Source organism: Rhodothermales bacterium, from assembly GCA_034439735.1.
Lineage (GTDB): Bacteria > Bacteroidota > Rhodothermia > Rhodothermales > JAHQVL01 > JAWKNW01.
Map to the genome: position 1 here is coordinate 20,712 of JAWXAX010000236.1, position 19,826 is coordinate 40,537.

Below are 19,826 nucleotides of genomic sequence, written 5' to 3' on the forward strand. Positions count from 1 at the left end.
CGTGATGTACCGCCTTTCTTCCGGCCGGATCCCTGGCGAATACATCAGATTTCTGTAAACAGCGCCCGCGGAGGCGAAGGAGTCAATCAGCATGCAACAACCCACGCTTCGCGACCGATGGTCCGCCCTCGCCGCCACGCGCGCAGGGCGCCACACCATCCGCGCCGTTCGTGTGGTGTTCACGCTGGGCATCTTTATTTACCTGATCAAGACGCTCCGCGACATCGGCTGGGGCCATATCACAGCGGCGATGCCCACCCACCCGCTGTTTTACCTCTGCGGCCTGCTGGTCTACCTCTCCATCCCCCTCACCGATGTGTTAACCTATAGCCAGGCCTGGGGCCGATCCCTCTGGTTCGGGATGCCGGCGTTTATTCAGAAGCGCATCTACAACCAGGATGTACTGGGCTACTCGGGGGAGGTGTTTTTCGCCGGCTGGGCGCAGAAACAGCTCCGACTACCGCTGGCGGACGTCCTGCGCACCGTCCGCGACCACAACATTCTCTCGTCCGTCGCCTCCACTCTCGTCGCCATCGGCCTCGTCGCGCTCTACCTTTCCGCCGGTGAAATCCGCCTGAAGGACCTCTTCGGTCAGCGGACACTATCCATTACGCTTGCTGCCGGCGTGGGACTGCTGGTCATCATTCCTCTCGCCATCCGGTTTCGCCACTACCTCTTTGCCATGCCCCGCCGGCTGGCACTCACCGTGTTCACCATCCAGTGCGCGCGTCTGCTCGCCGGCCAGGCGCTGCGTATCGCCCAGTGGAGCCTCGCGATGCCGGATGTACCGCTGCAGGTCTGGTTCTCGCTGGCCGCTGCCGCCCTCGTCCTCAGCCGTATTCCCATCGTACCCAGCCAGGATCTCCTCTTTCTGGGTATCGGCGTGGAAATGTCCACCATGCTGGGCATTTCCCAGGCCGCCATGTTCAGCATGCTGGCCGTTTCGAGCGCTGTCGACAAGCTGCTCAACCTGAGCCTCTTTACCTACTTCTCGATGCGTAGAATCGGCCAAAAACCTGCCGAAAAAGAGCCTTTTTAGAAGGTCCGGAAACAACGGTGGACCCTTCGCCCTAGAACCAGCACACCACCACCACATGATTGGTCCCTCAGTTGCGCGTCCGTTCCCCGATTGAACGAGAAGACAACACACCATGGTTGGAAAGTTACTTACGCCGGTCAGCCTCGTGCTTGCGCTTGCCGGCTTAATCCCCCGATCCGCTGCGCCGTCAGCTCAAGAGGCCATCACTATCGACGACTTCGAGTCCTACTCCGACGGAAGCCTGCCCACCCGCTGGAAATACCTCCAGGAACAAGAACTGGTATGGCTCGATCCGAGCCATATGCGGCCGAACGAGCAGTTTTATGTGACCCAGGATCCTGGCAACAACTTTCTGCGGGCCTATACCCACGACGAGGCCGTTCACCTTACCATGGCGAACGAAAAGGATGGGTTCGACTGGGACCTGCGTACCCATCCCGTGCTCCGGTGGGATTGGCGCGCCCTCCAACTCCCGAAAAACGCCCGTGAGGATTCCGAGCAAACGAACGATACCGGCATCGCCCTATACGTGTATTTCTCGTTCGAAGGGTTTATCATCAAACGGCCGAAAGGGATCAAGTACACCTACAGCTCTTCACTGCCGGTTGGCACGGTGCTCAAACAAGACAAGTTACGCGTCATCGTCGTAGCCAATGGCGCCGAAGGCTTCGGTCACTGGATGCGCATGGAACGCAACATGATCGACGATTACCGCGCTGTATTTGGCGATGATCCACCCCACCGGCCGCTTTCGATCCGCCTCTGGAGCGATTCGGACAACACCGGGGATTTCGGCGAAGGCGATTTCGACAACATCACGCTCGTGCCGGGCTCGTGACAGCCACGGCGCCCGTTCCCGGCGTCCCGCATCCTCCCACAACGGGTTGGATGTAATCCATCATACCGCCGGCAACGACCAGGAGGACTATGCACCGATTTTTTGAAGCGCTCCGACCGCTCATTCGATTCACCGTCCAGCATCCGCTCTGGATCCTCGCAATCGCCGGCCTTTTTACCGTGTTGGGTCTGTACAACGCCCGGCTACTCCGCGTCGATACCGATTTTGCCAACCTTCTCCCACACGATTACCCCAGCGTACAGGCCCTGGAGCGCCTCCGCGACACCGTAGGCAGCGAAAGCGGAGTCGATGTCGCCATCGTCAGCCCCTCGTTCGAAGCCAACCGACAATTCGCGGAGCAGTTCATCCCCCGCGCCCTCGCGCTTCGTGACGAGGAAGGCGGAGAGCCGGACTTCTCGCGAGTCGACTATCGCCATGAAACGGATTTCCTGAAGGACAACGCGCTCTACTTTGCCACGGACGCTGAACTCGATCAGCTCGAATCGTTCATCGACGATAAGATCGAGGAATCGCGCCTCGCAGCCAATCCCTTCTTCTTCGACCTGGAAGATGAAGAGGAAGAACCCGAGCCCGACTCGACGGCCCAGGCCATGGAGAAGGTGTACGACGACCTCGTCGGGAATGACTACCCGATTTCGGACGACAGCACGACGCTGGTCCTCCGCTTCATCCCTACGGGCTCCGCCACCAACATCCGGTTCATCGAACGCGTCTATGCCGACCTCGATGGGGTCATCGCCGAACTCGACCCGTCCCGCTTCCACCCGGACATGGAGGTCGTCACCGCCGGCCGACTCCTCCGTCAATACACCGAAATCTCGGCCATCACGAATGACGTGCGGCGCTCGTTCGGCGCTGGCGTGTTCACGGTGTTATTCGTCGTCGTGCTTTATTTTCTCTACAAAGGCTATCGTGCCCAGAAACACGGCGGATTTTCATGGTCCATCCTGCTTCGCCAGGCCGCCCGTATACCGGTCCTCGCCCTCCTCATCGCCATCCCGCTGCTGATGAGCCTCTCCTGGACGTTCGGTATCGCCTATGTCGCCTTCGAAACGCTCAACCTGATGACGTCCACCCTCGGGTTGGTTCTGTTCGGCCTTGGGATCGATTTCGGCATCCACTTCTACGCCCGGTACACCGAGGAACGCGGTAAGGGCAAATCCATGCCCCACGCGGCCGAGGATACCTTCGCCAGCACCGGGCAGGCCATAACGGTAGGCGCCCTTACGACCGCTGCGGCCATGTATGCACTTACGCTGGCCGATTTCCGCGGCTTCAGCGAGTTTGGCTTCATCGCCGGCACGGGGATCATTCTGGCGCTGCTGGCCATGCTGCTGGTGATGCCGGCACTCATCTCGGTCTTCGAACGCACCGGCCTGCTTCACTTCGGCGCGGTCGAAGCAGCCACAATTTCTACCCGCTATGCGCCCTTTCCCGCTGTAAAAACGATCCTGGCCGTCAGTGTTTCAGCCGTCGTCCTCGCACTCCTCTTCTTACCGCGTGTTGCCTTTGAATACGATTTCGGCACGCTCGAACCCACGTACGAAGCCTATAACGCCCGTCGCGATTACATCAACCGCGTGTACAATGACGGCGAGCGCCGCAATCCGGCCTATATCGTCGTAGACCGCCCCGAAGAAGTCCTGCCGCTCGTCCAGACTATCCGGGAGAGCGCCGCAGCGGATACCATATCACCCACCGTGCGCGAGGTGGAAAGCCTGCAGGAACGATTCCCCACGCTCCCCGCAGGACAACAGCGCAAGCTCAGCCGCATCGAAGCTATGCGGGAGCGCCTGGAAGACCCTTTCCTGAGCGCGGATTCATCGGAAGGCATCACCAGGCTCCGGCGCTCGGCCCAGACCAGCGCGCCGATCGACTTGAGCGTCGTGCCGGGCTACCTGAAGGACCGCTTCACGTCTCGCAATGGGGAAATCGGCAACTTCATCATCATCTACCCCTCCGTTGGCCTGTCCGACGGCCGGCAATCGATCGCTTTCTCGGACGACATCGGCCGCGTGGAAACGTCGGATGGCAAGGAGTATTACGCCAGCTCCTCCTCGCTCGTCGCGGCGGACATGCTCCGGCTCATGCGCTCCGAGGCGCCATGGATGGTCCTCGCCACCTTCGTGATCGTCCTCTGCCTCATGTACGTGAACTTCCGTTCGATCCGCTGGGCAGCCCTCGCTACCGTCCCCCTCTTAGTCGGCGTCCTCTGGATGCTGCTGGCGATGGAGTTTTTTGGGCTGAAGCTCAACTTCTACAACCTGATCGTCCTGCCGGCTGTGCTGGGTATCGGTAACGATGCGGGCGTCCACATTGTGCACCGTTACCGCGAGGAAGGCCGGCGCAGCATCATGCACGTGCTTCGCTCGACCGGCGAACATGTCTCAATGGCGTCGCTGACGACGATGATTGGCTTCTCCGGATTGCTGCTCAGCTTCCATCCAGGGCTGCACTCGATCGGCCAGCTCGCGGTGGTTGGCATCGGCGCCACGCTCCTCTCCTCCATGATCTTCCTCCCGGCCCTCCTCCAGTGGATGGAAAACCGGCAGCCGGCTGCCTGATCCATCCATGTCGTTAACGCGTGGCTTCGGACGCCTCCACCGCGCCCAGCAGCGTGAGCAGCGCATCGTCCAACGCCGCCTGCTGCACCTCCCGCGTGATCGACGCCCGCCCATCCCCCAGCTGGCGCCCGTACCAGGCAAACTGGGCGTGGTTGGCGCCAGCGACGCGCACCCACTGCGTGTGCGCCGGCAGATTTATCCCGAACGTGTCGATTTCATCTTCAGAAGCGAGGCCATCCTCCGAGCCATATACTTTCATGACCGGAATGGTCAGCGAACGCATGTCCTCTTCGCGGGGATGTGAGGTGGCGACAAGAAAGAGCCCGTCGAGCGCCCCCGCCTCCTGGCGCGCGAACGCCAGCGCAAACTTCCCGCCCAGCGAGTGACCGCCGGCGACCCACCGGCGATCCGCATCCGCCGCCATAAACGCCCTGGCCCGCCCATAGATCTTTTCTTGTGCTCGTTCAAACCACGACGCCATCAGCGGCACGTCTATCAGCACCACCTTGTAGCCGGCTTCAGCCGCCGCCCGCGCCATGGGCACATAGGCCTCGGTTTCGACCATCGAGCCCGGGAAAAACACCAGCGCCGTCCGGTGGGTGTCGGGCGCCGGCGTAAAGGAGTAGCCGGCATCCGTGGCTTCGACCGTCACACGAGCGTTGGTATGAAACATCGCCGGCGAAACGCCACGCGCCTGCATGTTATAAAACAACCAGCCCAGCACGGCGCCCCAGATCCCAAGTAGGGTGAAACGGAAGATGCGGCGCATGGAAGTCAGGGTCATCGTTACAACATCACCAGATACGTGAGCTTGAATACCCCGACCCGGTCGTTCAGGAGCAGGTCTCGCCGGGGATCAAACAGGACGTCGCCCCCCCGGGCAAAGTGGGACGACGTGTTGAACACCAGAAAGAGGTCGCTGCCCGGTGTGTGGATCCAGTTGATGCGGATGTTCGCCTGCAGATCGTGCGAGAAGTTATCATATTGAACCAATGCGCGGGCAAACAGCTTGCGATTGAGCGCTCCCAGGATCGACATCGACACCGTTGTCGCCTCGAAGGCGCCCTTCGCCACTGGAAGCCTGATGATCGAATGTTCGAGGAACGACTCAAGCGTCAGATGCCGCGACTGGCGGAATCCGATCGATCCTCCAAAGTCGGTGCGTGTACCGCTGTAAAAATCGCCCCGCGATGCCGACGCGACCGCGAACAACCGCCGGCTCGAATCCGTGTTGCCGACGATGCCGAATTCCCCGAACGCATAGTCCCCCGCCGAGATTTCGGCGTCGGGCGTGATCAAAAAAGGCTCTTCAAGCCGCTCGAACTGCCGGTTGTAAAACACCCGGACGAAGTCGCGACGCTGCAAATCGAACCGTACCCAGTACTCGCCTTCCGTAGACTGTTTTCGACCATCCTGCCCTTCGATATACGCGAAGTCGGCGTTCAAATACAGACGTCGCAGAAAAGGCAGCCCGTTGATGGCGACCAGAGGCGCATAATTCAGGTTACTGGCATACTGCCGCATATCCCGCCGGCGGACGAAGCCAAGCGCCGGATTATAGGTTTCACCGACGCTCGTGAATGCGGCCTCAGCCCCGTATAGATCGTTCTGCAACCGCAGACTCGCATGACCGGCCGCGTCGTCCAGTGCCCCGTTGCTCTCCCACACCTTCGTGTACCAGGCATTCACCGCGCTTGAGCTCCAGAACCGGTACTGCGCGTCGAAGCCGGCGGCGCGGTTGTAGTAGCCGGCCTCCTCGAAGTTGGTGACAATGGCGCCGGCCGTGCCACGCGTCAGAAAATCCGTTCGAACGCGCGCCACGGTGTTATTAGCGGAGCTCGTCCCCAGGAAGTCCCTCATCTCCTCACCGGTCTCGATATTGAGCAGACCGACAGAGAAACGCCCGACCTGTCCCGTCAACCGGCCACCGCCCAGGATCTGGTTAGTAAGCCCGATGCGCCGGGAAAAGAAGGTCTGGGTAGATCGCGGATTCCCGTGGTCGAAGAGGCCGGACCGCTCGAGGAAGAACTCACGTTTCTCGGGGAAAAAGAGGTTAAAGCGGGTCAGGTTGATCTGCACATTGTCGTCCTCGACCTGGGCAAAATCGGTGTTGACCGTAAGATCGAGCGTCAGATTGGAGGTGATGCCGTACTTGAAGTCGACCCCCAGGTCGCGCGTGAGGTCGACATCCGTGGCCTCTACCGCCAGGTCAGGACGGACTTCCTGGACGCCGGCGATGATATAGGGCTTGATCTCGATATTCTTTCCACGACGGATATCCTTCAGCCCCGTGAGGGTGCCGTACTGCGAAACGGCGGCGAGCGCCGTGAAGCTGGTGCCGAATTCGAGCCCGATATGCGGCCAGACAACGCGTTCATTCTTCCGATTCACCATCCGCGAGAGCATCAGCCCAAATTCGACCTCATCCCCCTTCGGAAACCGAAGCTGCCGGAAGGGAATCGATACCTCGAGGGTCCATCCGTTCTCGTTGATCACGGTCTCGCTGCGGTAGACGGCGTCCCACGAAAAACTGTCGAGCGTGAGACCTTCGTCGGAGATGGTGGCATCGTCCTGAGTACCCAGCGCGTTCATCTCGAACAGATAGGCATTCCGGTTATCGTTAAACGTATCTAACCCGATATAGGCGTGGTCGTCGCGGTCGTTTCGGCCGCCGCGCTCCAGATTCTTGGCCCGGATGAGTTCGGGGCTGCCGTCGTAAAAGGTGAAGGCGACATACAGGTTGTCCCGGTCGTAGGCGATCCGTGCCTCGGAGTGTTCGGTCCCCACGGCGCCATCCTCCGGCCAGATCTGAAAAAACCCGGTCACCGGCTCGATCGTCTGCCAGTAGGGTTCGTCCAGATGCCCGTCGATTTGGGGCGGGGTATCGACGAAGAAGGCGACCACCTCGCGGGGCGTGGTATCGGGTGTGCGGAGGCTGTCAACCGCTGGCAGATCGGCGGACTGCGGTTGAGCCAGAACGGCCAGGGGCGAAGCAAGAGCAAGCAACGCGCTTGCGAGGAGGATACGCATGATTACAGAGCAGTGTCGAGATATAAACCAAAACCAGCCAGCAGTGGACAGCCGCGGGCGTCGAGGAGGGTGATGCGGAGTCGGCCGGCGGTTGTCGTCGCAATCCGATCCAGCTTCCGGTAACCGATGGTAGTACCTTCCACGAGGGTCGACCATTGCCCGTCGCCTTCGGCTTCCACCCGGTACGCCCGTACGCGCTGACCGAGGTGGATGGGTTCGTTGAGGCGGATGACGTTAAACGTCTGACCGGCCGGTAAATCGACGATCACGGAGGCGGAGCGCACGGTATCGTCCGTCGCCCAGTAGGTCTCCATGTGATCGTCAAACAGGCCCGCCGGCCCAAACGCGTCGTCGCCGCCGCGCTGATTGGACACCATGGCCGTCGCGCCTCGTGCGAGGTCGTTCGTGAACACGGCCTCCCGCGCGGCCTTGAATTCCTGGAGCCGACGCACGTCCGCGTCATCCAGCAACCCCGCGCGGTTGGGGGGAATATTGAGGAGGAGTACGCAGTTTCGGCCTTCGGATTTGTAGTAGATATCCATCAGGTCGGCCACGGACTTGGGCTCCTGGTCCGCATGAAAGAACCAGCCGCGCCGGATGGACACGTCGCATTCGCCCCCCACCCAGTCCGGTCCGTCGGCGTCGCCTTCGTTGAGGTATTTCTCGATGCCGGTCGCGCCGATGCTCACCTTGGAGCGGTCGAAGGTCGACCAGCTGGACTCGCCGGCGAATCCCCGTTCGTTGCCGATCCAGCGCACATCGGGGCCGGCGTCGGAAAACAGGACGGCGCCGGGCTGGAGTTGCCGCACAGTCGCCCAGAAGGCGTGGAAGTGGTAGTTCATCGCCTTTGCGTTTTCACCCTTGGCGCCATCGAACCACATTTCAGTGATCGGCCCGTACTGCGTGAGGAGTTCGCGAAGCTGGGCCAGATAAAAGGCATTATAGCCGGCCTCGTCGCCATAGGACGGCTCGTGCTGGTCCCACGGTGAAAGATAGAGCCCGAGCCCGAGTCCTTCCTCCCGAACCGCCTCAGCCAGTGCGCCGACGACGTCGCCCCCTCCGCCCATCCACGAACTGGACGCGACGTCATGATCGGTATACCGACTATTCCAGAGTGCAAAGCCATCGTGATGCTTGGCAGTCAGAATGACGGTCGAGAACCCGGTCTCGCGTGCCACACGCGCCCACTGGCGGGCATCAAAACCCGCCGGCTGAAACAGGTCTGGCGACTCCGTGCCGTCGCCCCATTCTCGATCCGTAAACGTATTCACCCCAAAATGCACGAACATCCGCATGCCGCCCTCCTGCCAGGCAAGCTGGCGAGCCGTGGGGATGGGCAGGATCGGCGCGGGCGGTGACACCTGCTGCGCGCTTACCGGCGCAGCGCACAGGAGCAAGGCCAGAAGGCAATAAACGACGAGCGGGCTGGTCGACATGATCGGTCCGATTACTGGAATAGAGGTCACCAAAAGTACTAAACGATTCGGTAGGATGTGTACCCTTGCCCGCCAATTCTGCCGGCGGTCTATGCCAACCCCATGGCCGGGGACGTCAGCAACTGCATCGCAGCACGTCCACATATCTCCGCGCGACCGCCTCCCAACTATACGTTTGCCGTGTATATAATGCCGCCCGTTCAGACGCCAGTTCCAGGGCTCCACGATCCCGATCATAGCGCAGGATGGCCCGGACAAATCCGGCGGCATCACCGCTCTCGACAAAATGGCCGTTTTCCCCTTCGGCGATCACGTCCTGGATGCCCTCGAGCCGAGAGGCGACGGCCGGCAGCCCGCTAATTCCGGCCTCTAGCATCACCACGCCGAACCCCTCCATGGTCCCTGGAACCGGTATGTTAGGCATGATAAAGAGGTCAGCGCCCCGGTAGAGGCGCATGAGGTCGTTATCGGACACGCGGCCGAGCAGTCGTACGCGATCCGCCACCCCGAGCCGTTGAGCGGCGGCCTGGATGATGGGCGTCTCGGGCCCCTCGCCGGCGAGCCAGACGTGTACATTGGCCGGCAACAGCGGCATGACGTGTTCGACAAACCACGCAAACCCTTTTCGTTTCACCTGCCGGCCCACACTACACAGCAGCAGTGCGTTTTCGGGCAACATACGGGCCGGGTCGCCGAGGGCCTGCACCAACTCCCGGCGCATCGTCGGACGGGCCCCGAGCGGCGCAAACCGATCAAGCTTGACGCCGTTTGGCACCACGTGCAGCTTCTCCGGGGACAACCCTCGATCCGTACACTGGGCGCCCGTTGCCCGGCTGACGGGCAAGACGGCGTCGAGGGCGTCAAACACCTTCGGCACAAAACGCTGATAGGGTCCGAACGGCGTGGTTACATCCTGCCCGTGTACGATCGCCGCCGTTCGGATCCCGGCCTGACGCAGCGCCGGCTGCACCCGCGTGGCGACAGAAGCCGTGACCATGGACGAAAACAGGACCACATCCACGCTCCGTTCTCGCGCCACACGCGCCAGGTGATGTCGGACTCGCCACAGGAAAACGGGGATCCGCGCATGGGTCATCCGCCAGGACGTACGCAACAGCAGCCCGCTCAGCTCCAGGCCGTCCATTGACGCAAACGCATCGAACAACTCAGTCGCCACACGCTGCATCCCCCCAATGTTGGCGAGGGGGCGATCCATGGGTGGGAAGGAATGGGAGACAAACAGGAGGCGCAAGAACTGTCCGGATCGAAGGTTCACGATTCATCAAACGGCAACATACGGCGGCCGGCGGATACCAGGAACGGTTGAATCGTGAAAGCGCGTCTCAAACGCTGCCGGCCATGGCGGCGGCAGGCGCCAGATCCAGCGTACGCGTCGGGATTTCCGGATGCAGCAGCGCCTCGTAATAGCTCTCGATTTTCGCGAGAATGAGGGGCCAGGCATATCCCCGTGCGCGATCCAGAGCCTGGTGCCCCATGTGCGTGCGCAGGAGCGGGTTCTGGACAAGCTTGCTGACGCGATCCAGAAATGCCGCCGCGTTGAGTGGCTCGGCCAGGTATCCCGTAACGCCGTTTTTCACCAGCGAGCGGCTTCCGGTAGCGTCCGCACAAACCGTTGGCAATCCCGACGCCATCGCCTCAAGGGTGACATTGCCGAACGTCTCGGTATGGCTGGGGAAGAGGAACATATCCGACGACGCGTAGGCACGTCCAAGTTCTTCTCCGCGGAGAACACCCGCAAATACGGTATCCGGGAGGCGCTGCTGGAATTCGGCCCGGGCGGGGCCGTCACCCACGACCAGGCTTTTGTGCGGAATGCCGCGCGCTTTCAGGCCTTCTATGACCGCAGCGAATGTATCGAGCCCCTTTTCGACCACCAGCCGGCTCACGAACGAAACCACCACGTCCTCGTCGGCAAACCCCATCTGCCGACGCCAATCCAGCGAACGGCGCGATGGATTAAAGATACGGGTGTCGACCCCGCGTTCCCACAGATACAGCCGCTCGGATATTCCGTGCCCACGTAATACATCCGCCATCGATTGGGACGGCACATACACTTGCCGGCACTGCGCGTAAAACCAGCGCAGGTACTGCCAGACGGCGGGTTCGAGCCACGTCATCCGGTAATAATCGAAATACGACGTGAAGTGGGTATGGTACGAAGCGACCAGCGGTACATTCATCCGCTTCGCCATCCGAATCGCGCCGATGGCCGGCAGATCGGGCGAGGCCAGATGAATAATCGAAGGCTTGAAGGCTTTTAGCTCAGCCCGCATGTGTCGGGTCAGGCCGCGCGAAATCAAATACTCGGGCCGGCCGGGCATCGGGAAGGAGCGGGTCGGGATAATGCGTCCAGGCGCCGAGGGGAGCGCAGGGGTGTCTTTGGCCGGCGCGAAAACGAGCACCTCGTTACCGCGCGCCTCAAGATGGGAGACCAGACGGTTGAGCGTCAGCGAAACGCCGTCCGCGATGTGGTTGTAGGCGCCTGAAAAAAGGGCGATGCGCTTGGGTGTCAGGGGAGTCACCGGGTTCGTTGCACAGAAACTCTTCAGTACCGGGTACGCACGTGGTGATGCATGGACATTCGGCGCAGGGATCGAAGTGGCCTATGCCGGAAGCCTGTAAACGTTCCAGTAGACTACGAGATCATCGAACGTCTATATCCTATTAGACGCATACGACGACCGCTACGTACCCTCTCGAACGATGTTTCTTTACGGCGTTGCACGTATACGGCGTCTCGTCCCGTTCAGATGCGCCGCAGGTCCTCCCTGTTACACGTCACAACAACGGCTTCAGGAATACTCCGGTTACGCTGTTCGGGTTTTCGGCGATGGCCTCTGGCGTGCCTTCGGCGGACACAAACCCGCCCCGTATGCCGCCCTCCGGGCCCAGTTCGATCAACCAGTCGGCACTCTTGATGACATCCAGGTTGTGTTCGATGATGATCACCGAGTGGCCGGCTTCCACCAGCGCCTGAAACGCCCCGAGCAGCTTCCGGATGTCGTCGAAATGCAACCCGGTAGTCGGTTCGTCGAATAGATACAGCGTCCGCTCATGTGTCGTTTTTCCCAGGTGAGCCGCCAGTTTGATACGCTGCGCCTCGCCGCCTGAAAGGGTATTCGCCGGCTGCCCCAGCGTCAGATAGCCAAGCCCGATCTGGCGTAACACGGTCAACTTTTCAACCAGCCCGGTGTGGCCGGCGAAAAACGCCACGGCCTCGTCGACCGTCATGTCCAGGATATCCGCTACGTTTTTCCCCTTAAACGTGATCTCGAGGGTGTCCTGTTTGTACCGCTTCCCTTTGCACGCTTCACACTCCAGGTACAGATCCGCCAGGAACTGCATCTCGATCTTGACGATGCCCTCCCCCTGGCAGGTTTCGCAGCGTCCACCCGGGACGTTGAACGAAAAGTAGCCCGGACGCAGGCCGCGGATCCGCGCCTGGGACGTCGCCGCCAGCAACTCCCGAATCGCGTCGAACGCCTTGATATACGTCACCGGGTTCGACCGCGGCGAGCGGCCGATCGGGCTCTGGTCGACCATCTCGACATGCGTCACCAGGTGGTGCCCCTCGATGATATCGTGTTTTCCGATCCCGGACTCGCCATCGTGCTCGCCCTTGATCCGCCGCAGCCCCTGGTACAGGGTGTCGTGAACGAGGGTAGACTTGCCCGACCCGCTCACGCCGGTCACGCACGTCACGATTCCGAGCGGAAAGGTCGCGTCGACCCGCTTCAAGTTGTGCTGCCGCGCGTTGCGTACGACGATCACGTCCTCTGGATTCACAGGCCGGCGGTCGGTCGGAGGCTCGATCCGCTTACGCCCGCTCAGGTACGCTCCGGTCAACGACACCTCATCCACCAGGATCTCGGGATACGTGCCCTGAAACATCACGGCGCCTCCCAGTTTCCCCGAACCCGGGCCCAGGTCCACGATCTGATCCGAACGCCGCATCATCTCGGCCTCGTGCTCGACGACGATCACGGTATTCCCGATGTCGCGCAGGTGCTCGAGGATCTTGATCAACCGGCCGGTATCCCGCGGATGCAACCCGATCGAGGGCTCGTCGAGTACATAGAGCGATCCGACCAGCGACGAGCCGAGCGAAGTCGCGAGATTAATGCGCTGGCTCTCGCCGCCCGATAGCGTCTGCGAGAGACGGTCGAGCGTAAGGTAATCCAGCCCGACCTCCACCAGGTATTTCAGCCGTTTCCGGATTTCTTCCAGCAACCGGCCGGCAACTTCCTCCTCGTACGGCGAAAGGGTCAGGCCCTCGAAAAAAACGGAGGCGTCTCTGGTCGTCAGCTCACACAGCTCGCCGATGTGGTGGCCGGCGAGTTTGACGTATAACGCCTCCTTACGCAAGCGGTACCCGTTACATTCCGGGCACCGCATATAGCCCCGGTAACGTGAGTGGAAGATGCGGTAGTGCATCTTATAGGCGTTTTTCTCCAGATACTGAAAAAAGCCATTGATCCCAACATAACCTCCCTTGCCCGCCCATACCAGGAGTTTGGCCTGTGGCGAAAGCAAGGTGTACGGCATGTCCAGGTCGATCTTCTCCTCGGAGGCCATGCGGACCAGGTCCTTGAAATACGTGCCCCACTTGGCCGAGCGAAAGGGCGCCACCGCCTGCTGTCGGATCGACAATTCCGGATTGGGGATGATGAGGTCCTCGTCCAGCCCCTGCACTCGACTGAATCCCTGACATTTCTTGCACGCCCCAACGGGATTGTTGAACGAAAATAGATGCGGCGTAGGCTCGTCGAACCGGATCCCATCGCGGTCGAAGGTCTCGCTGAATGTCAACGTCGAGCCGTCCCTGGCCTTCACCACGCATCGCCCGCCGCCTTCGCGAAACGCCAGCTCGATGGAGTCGGCCATGCGCGATAGCGTCGGCTCGTCCCCTTTCTTCACCGCGAGCCGATCCACCAGTACCAGCAGCCGCTCGCGTGCCGTACGCACCGAGTCCGTCGCAGTCTCATTGAGATCGATGATGGTTTCTTCTCCGCCAGACTGGGCCTTTTTGTCCGTCGGCAATGCCAGAATCCGGAAAAAGCCGCGCTGTTTAAGGGCCTCCAGTTCTTTCTTCGCCGGCACCCCTTTGCGATCTGGAATCGGAAAGCAGAGGTAAAACCGAGCCCCATCTTCCAGTTGACGATCAATGGTCTCGGCGGCAGAACGGGGTGAATCCTTGGTCACTTCCTGACCGCTCACCGGGGAGATTGTCTTACCGATCCGGGCAAAAAGCAACCGCAGATGATCGTAGATCTCCGTCTGCGTCGCCACGGTCGATCGCGGGTTACGTGAGGTGGTTTTCTGCTCAATGGCGATCGCCGGAGCCAATCCCGTGATCAGGTCCACATCCGGCTTGTCCATCCGCTCCAGAAACTGCCGAGCATACGCACTCAGGCTCTCCACATACCGCCGCTGCCCCTCCGCATAGATGGTGTCGAACGCCAGGGACGACTTCCCCGAACCGGATGGTCCCGTAAATACGATCAACTTGCCGCGCGGCAACTCGATATCGATGTTCTTGAGATTGTGCTGACGCGCACCGCGAATGACGATGCTGCGTCTGGACCGCTCGCGATCCTCGTTCGACGCCCGGGAAGCAGCCGGCGCTTCAGGAAATGGGATGAGGGCGGACGCTTCGGACATGCATGTTGAATGACTGGCCTTAAAAACAACCCTCTTGTATGCCGGGAGTGACGATAAGATGCCGGCCGACTATCCTATTTCGGGCGAAACGGCAGTTAAGGTAAAAAATATGTGCGATATATGACATTCCTATCCATCTTGACACCCAGGATCCTTCTCCTCTCCCAGGTCGTGCAATGCGGATAACTTTATCCCCGGCACCCATGAGTCGATGGCGACACCTCCATTTCGTGCATAGTGGGGCCGGCTCGGTCGTGGGTGATCTTTCCTCTTTTCGCGAACGCATGACCGCGACGGCCCGGCCGGCTGCTGCTGAATTGGCACGCGTTTACGGCCTTCGCGTTGTCCCCATCCCACCCCATCGGCCCTGCCAGCGCATCGATCAGCCCGATCTCATCTTTACTACCCGTGCGGCGAAGCAACGCGCATTGATCCATGATATCGCCGCTCACCACTCACAGAGTCGGCCGGTCCTCGTTGGTACGGCCAGTGTTGCCGAGTCGGAGGCGTTGGCCGAATCCTTGCGCGAAGCCGGGATCGCCTGCCGGGTGCTCAACGCCCGAAACGACGAGGAGGAAGCGGAAATCATTTCGAACGCTGGCCTCCCCGGCGCTATCACCATCTCGACGAACATGGCAGGACGCGGGACGGACATACGGCCTGGCGGCGCCGACGAGCGGGAACGAGCACGTGTTATTGCCGCCGGGGGCTTGTATGTTATCGGTTCGGACAGGGTAACTCGGCGTTTGCTGCTGGCGCCGTACTGATGACCTGGCCCATCCTGCTCCTTTGGGGCGCCGCCCGCTGGCTAAAACGGTGGCGAGCGCTCCGCGCCTATCGTTTACTTGTACCCGGCGCCGAACAGCGACGTATCTTATAGCCCTGCGCACGCTACCGGAATCAACTATGGAACGCCACATCGCCGATTTCCATCTAGATGACGAGGGCGACTGGGTCGCCGAGCTCGATTGCGGGCACCACCAACATGTCCGTCACAATCCGCCGTTTTTCGAGCGACCCTGGGCCGTTACCTCGGAAGGCCGTGCTTCGATGATCGGCGCCCCACTCTCCTGCATCCTCTGCGACCGGATGGAGCTGCCCGATCAGTTCGTACTCCATCACCACTCGCCGTTGTTCGATCAGGACACGGTGCCGCCGGCGTTGCTCAAGGCACACCAGCTCAAATCCGGCGTGTGGGCACGCATCCATGTGATGGAGGGCTCGCTCCGATACTGCATCGACTCACCTTCACCGCAGACAATTCTGGTAGACCCCGAGCATCCGGGTGTGGTCGTCCCGGATGTGCCGCACCACGTGGAGCCGATCGGCAAGGTCCAGTTCTTTCTCGCTCTATACTCCAGCGCACCGGCCGGCTGAATCACGGCGCCGCATCGTCCAGTTCGTTGAGGTACAGGATGTGCACGTTGTCCCGGAAGTCTGCGGCCGCCGGCCGGCGCAGGAGCATGCGCAATGTCCGCTCAAAGTTCACAATCTCCCGCTGCTCCAGTTCCTGAATCTCCTCGTCCGTCGCGTTCTCGGGCACTGCCAGCAGAATCGCCTCCCGCGCCGCTCGCAGCGTCGTCGGATAGTCGTATAATGCCGCCCGGCCATTTCTCAGGGTTGAGTCGACGAAAAACGGGAAGGTGCGGGACTTCGACTCGCCCTCCAGTTCGACGCGGGTCAACCGATTCAGCCGGACGAACTTCGCGAAGCCCTCGTGCGAGGCATCGGAGCCTTCGTTGGGCAACACGATGTGGAAATCGAACATGTCCCCGGTGAGATCCACCACCTGATCGGCGATCCTGAAATCCTTCAGACCATATAACTTCCGGCACACCTGCAGCACGAAGTTATTGAAGTAACCAATGGCAAGGGACGTCGACGGCAGGAGCGTGATCTCCAGTGTCTTCGAGGCGCGTTCGATCGCCTGGACGAGTTGCGTGGCCACGCGACTGAGCGACTCGTCGTACTCCAACCCGCGCTCCAGGGTCGCGCGTAACTGGGTGATGCTATTCAGATCCGAGGGTAGCAGCACCTCGCGTCGTTCGCCCCCCCGGTTGTCGGTTATGACAAGCATCAGGCTCTTGCTCCGCCCAAGCGCACCCATGAAGAGGCCCAGTTCGAACAAGATGTTCGTCCGAGCCGAATACCCGACCTGTTGTCGCAATTCGATCACGTCATCCGGCGTCGCGACCATCAGTGCAAAGTCCGACCGGAGCACCTCGCGTCGCAAGCCATCCAGCGGATGATCGCCAGGGAAAAAGGCGTCTTCCCACACTTTCACATCCAACCGATCCTCCACGAGCCGGCCGATGGCGCGTGCGACGGGTAGCCCCTCCGTCGACGAACCGATGAACAGGTTGGGCTTTTTGTCGATCGCCATACGGGTCACTCCTTCATGTCTATCAGATGCAGGAACACCAGGTCGCTGTAGCTTCGCAGCGCGCCGGCGTCGAAAGATGCCAGCGTCGGCAGAATGGGTTGCATCAACTGCGTACTGATATGGCCGGAGACGCTCTGCGGATGTTCGTAACTAAATCGATTAAAGAGACTGCGAACGAACACGCTGGTAGAATCGAGCGGCAGGGCGCGCACATTCTCCAGGTACGTGCTGAAGATCCCATCCGATACCAGGTAGAACTCGACATTCGATGTGTAAAACAAACGAACGGTTTCGTTCTGCTCCCTCAAATACGCCCCGATCTCCCGCAGAGCATGCGGCCCTGCAAAATTCCCTACCACCGGGACGATCCGGTCCTGGCGCTGCATGTCCCGAAGAAACGCGTAATCCTCTTCGCTCGCGAGGTAGTGCTCCTGCCGGCCGTCGAGGTCCTGCCCCAGCATAAGCTGGCGATAGGTGGGATAATAGGATCGCGGCGATCGGTTGTGACTTGTAAACCGTAACTGGAGGCCTGCGGCTATAAACTGCCGGTGAAACCGCTCGATGGTATCAAGGGACGCCTCGTCCAGGGGAACACCAAACGACCGGACGGCATCAAGCACCCGGCGGATCGCCTCGTCCTCCACCGCTACCTCTCGGGGCTGGGCTTCGATCGCGTCGAGCAGGGCTTCCAGGGTGACGGGCGGCCGCTCGGGTACGGTGCGCCCCACATGAAGCGCCAGATAGGTTGCGCGATCATCCGACAATTCGAAGAGCGCTTTGTATAGAAGATGAAGTAGCAGGTTGTCGCGCCGGATATCCAGGATGATCGCGATGCTCGGCCGCTGTCGTGCGATGTACGAAAAATTCTGCCCCGGCCCTACACCCAGGTAGGCCCCCCCCTCAATGCCCTGCCGGCGCATCGCTCCAAGTACATGGAGGTAAGAGGTCTCATTCGATATCAGGTTGTCCGTGTCGAAGTACCCGCTCTCCTCGGAAAGCCGGGCAACCAGGCCGGCAAAGTCAACCGTCCCGCTCCCCCCCTGCGCCGCGGCTACGTCCGATGGCGCCGGCGCGTCCTGTCCCCGACACGCCTGCGGCACAACAGCCAGTACCAGCCACACCATCTGGCACAAGACCCAACTTGTTCGAGCGCGCGTCTTTCGGTATCGCATCGATTCCTGTGTTGTGCTCCGTCAACGACACCCCCGGGACCGTATTTCAGGCACCGAACAGCTCACATAACGGGCTATAAAAAAGATGGAAATAAATCCTGGTCATCCCTTAAAAAATGAGGCTCATAAAATCGATCAAACCGTGTACGTATACAGCGCGGGATGCTCAGGAACGTTTTATCGGGCTATCTTTCCCATAAGTATCACAAAAACAAAGCATTATACCTACTGCATTTCATGCCCGGGAACAGTGCCTAATTTGTGACCCTAAACTGTTTATTTACAAGTACTTAAACCGCTTCGCTACCGCGTGATAGCCTGAATGGCTTCGATGAGCCGATCGATTTCCTCGTCGGTCGTGTAGCAGGCACAGCCGATGCGCACCAGACCATCGGGCGCCAGTCCTAATTTTTCAATAACGGTCATGGCGTAGAAGTCTCCATGGGATGCAAACAGCGCGGAGTCCACAAGCCGGCGGGCGACCTCCTCGGCGGGAAGGCCCCGCACGGTAAAGACGACCGTGGAGGTGCGCGACCCATCTGGCGGTTGTCCGTACAGCCGGACCTCGGAGATCCGACCCAGTCCTTCCCACAACCGGCGTACCTGCTCGATACCGCGGTGATGAAGGACCTCAAGCGCACCAGCGAGACGTTCGCGTCGCCCACCGGCGTCCGGAGCGAGGCCGGCCAGAAAATTCACCGCTGCAGCCGCGCCAACGATCCCTTCGTGGTTTTGAGTGCCGGTCTCAATCCGGTCCGGCGCCGTGTTCGGAGCGGGGAGCAACTTGGGGACATCGAGCCCCTGCAGCAGTTCCATGCGGCCATACATCACGCCGACATGTGGGCCATAAAATTTGTAGGCCGAGCACACCAGAAAGTCGCAATCGAACGCGCCTACGTCCACCAGCTTGTGAGCCGCATAATGGACAGCATCCACATAATACAACGCGCCGGCCGCATGAGCGATTTCCCCAATGCGGGCGACCGGATTCACCGTGCCCAACGCATTTGACGCCGCGCCGACGGCAACGAGTCGAGTGCGGGAGCCGATCTTGGCCGCGAGATCGTCCATGTCCAGGACGCCGGCCTCGGGGTTCATACGGACGGTCTGGATGGTCACGCCTCGCTCGCGCGCAAGCGCTTTCCACGGATCCACGTTCGCGTGGTGATCCAACTCCGTAACCACGATCTCATCTCCCGGACCCCACATCCGGCCAAGTGCGCGCGACACGTGGAAGGTGAGCGAGGTCATGTTGTTACCAAACACCACCTCGTCGGGACGCGCATTGAGGAAATCGCCCAGTGTCTGCCGGGCCCATGCCAGCGCCGCGTCGGTTTCGACGCTTGTCGGGTAACACCAGTGGGTATTGGCGTTATGATGGCAAAGGTACTCCACCATCGCTTCAGCGACCTGGCGGGGGACTTGCGTGCCTCCCGGACCATCGAAATAGGCCACAGGTCGACCGGCGTGATGGCGCTGAAGTGCCGGAAATTGCGATCGGATAACCTCGACTGAGGCTACGTCGGGCAGGGATTCGGTCATGGCGTCGGTTTCGTTCGTAGACTTCGTCGGGAAGATACGAACGAAAGCGCCGTTGGGCATGCTCTGGCGCCAGCGCCGCAGAAACGATTACGTTCCAATTGGCGACGTCAGAACCC

14 protein-coding genes are annotated in these 19,826 nt (G+C 60.7%); 5 read left to right on the forward strand and 9 right to left on the reverse strand.

The window, feature by feature from the left end:
• Window positions 1-91 precede the first annotated feature (91 nt).
• From SH809_17125 to SH809_17135, 3 genes are all read left to right on the forward strand, one after another.
• Window positions 92-1,039 carry a hypothetical protein gene (locus SH809_17125; protein MDZ4701438.1) on the forward strand — a complete coding sequence of 316 codons (948 nt, stop codon included), beginning with the start codon at window positions 92-94 and terminating at the stop codon, window positions 1,037-1,039.
• A 112-nt stretch (window positions 1,040-1,151) separates the two neighbouring features.
• The gene (locus SH809_17130; GenBank protein ID MDZ4701439.1) at window positions 1,152-1,877 is read left to right on the forward strand and encodes a DUF3047 domain-containing protein; all 726 of its coding nucleotides are present in this window, start codon (window positions 1,152-1,154) and stop codon (window positions 1,875-1,877) included.
• A gap of 89 nt (window positions 1,878-1,966) precedes the next feature.
• Window positions 1,967-4,462, forward strand: a complete 2,496-nt coding sequence (locus tag SH809_17135) for an MMPL family transporter (protein MDZ4701440.1) — start codon at window positions 1,967-1,969, stop codon at window positions 4,460-4,462.
• A gap of 13 nt (window positions 4,463-4,475) precedes the next feature.
• Here SH809_17135 and SH809_17140 read toward each other — a convergent pair whose 3' ends face one another.
• The 6 genes from SH809_17140 to uvrA all read right to left on the reverse strand — a co-directional run bounded on the left by SH809_17140 (window position 4,476) and on the right by uvrA (window position 14,613).
• Window positions 4,476-5,231: an alpha/beta family hydrolase gene (locus tag SH809_17140; GenBank protein MDZ4701441.1), complete on the reverse strand. Its 756-nt coding sequence runs from the start codon at window positions 5,229-5,231 to the stop codon at window positions 4,476-4,478.
• 17 nt (window positions 5,232-5,248) lie between these two features.
• On the reverse strand, window positions 5,249-7,492 hold the full coding sequence (locus SH809_17145) for a DUF5916 domain-containing protein (protein MDZ4701442.1): 2,244 nt from the start codon (window positions 7,490-7,492) through the stop codon (window positions 5,249-5,251).
• A gap of 2 nt (window positions 7,493-7,494) precedes the next feature.
• Window positions 7,495-8,928 (reverse strand): alpha-L-fucosidase, encoded by a 1,434-nt coding sequence (locus tag SH809_17150; GenBank protein ID MDZ4701443.1) that lies wholly within the window; start codon window positions 8,926-8,928, stop codon window positions 7,495-7,497.
• A 115-nt stretch (window positions 8,929-9,043) separates the two neighbouring features.
• Complete coding sequence (locus SH809_17155) at window positions 9,044-10,144, reverse strand: glycosyltransferase family 4 protein (GenBank protein MDZ4701444.1); 1,101 nt, start codon at window positions 10,142-10,144, stop codon at window positions 9,044-9,046.
• Window positions 10,145-10,271: 127 nt separating this feature from the next.
• On the reverse strand, window positions 10,272-11,474 hold the full coding sequence (locus tag SH809_17160) for a glycosyltransferase family 1 protein (GenBank protein ID MDZ4701445.1): 1,203 nt from the start codon (window positions 11,472-11,474) through the stop codon (window positions 10,272-10,274).
• A 256-nt stretch (window positions 11,475-11,730) separates the two neighbouring features.
• A complete protein-coding gene (gene uvrA, locus SH809_17165; protein ID MDZ4701446.1) occupies window positions 11,731-14,613 on the reverse strand; it encodes an excinuclease ABC subunit UvrA in 2,883 nt (960 codons plus the stop codon).
• Between the two features lie 203 nt (window positions 14,614-14,816).
• On the opposite strand from uvrA, the gene SH809_17170 reads away from it, so the two are divergent.
• Together SH809_17170 and SH809_17175 are read left to right on the forward strand one after the other, a co-directional pair.
• Entirely contained in the window at window positions 14,817-15,380 is a 564-nt protein-coding gene (locus SH809_17170) for a hypothetical protein (GenBank protein MDZ4701447.1), read from the forward strand.
• 139 nt (window positions 15,381-15,519) lie between these two features.
• Entirely contained in the window at window positions 15,520-15,990 is a 471-nt protein-coding gene (locus tag SH809_17175; protein ID MDZ4701448.1) for a DUF3565 domain-containing protein, read from the forward strand.
• Between the two features lies 1 nt (window position 15,991).
• Here the strand turns inward: SH809_17175 and SH809_17180 are convergent, their stop codons facing one another.
• The 3 genes from SH809_17180 to SH809_17190 form a co-directional block, all read right to left on the reverse strand.
• Entirely contained in the window at window positions 15,992-16,996 is a 1,005-nt protein-coding gene (locus SH809_17180; protein ID MDZ4701449.1) for an STING domain-containing protein, read from the reverse strand.
• A gap of 5 nt (window positions 16,997-17,001) precedes the next feature.
• Window positions 17,002-18,168: a hypothetical protein gene (locus tag SH809_17185; protein MDZ4701450.1), complete on the reverse strand. Its 1,167-nt coding sequence runs from the start codon at window positions 18,166-18,168 to the stop codon at window positions 17,002-17,004.
• 303 nt (window positions 18,169-18,471) lie between these two features.
• The gene (locus SH809_17190) at window positions 18,472-19,710 is read right to left on the reverse strand and encodes a cysteine desulfurase-like protein (protein ID MDZ4701451.1); all 1,239 of its coding nucleotides are present in this window, start codon (window positions 19,708-19,710) and stop codon (window positions 18,472-18,474) included.
• Window positions 19,711-19,826 lie beyond the last annotated feature (116 nt).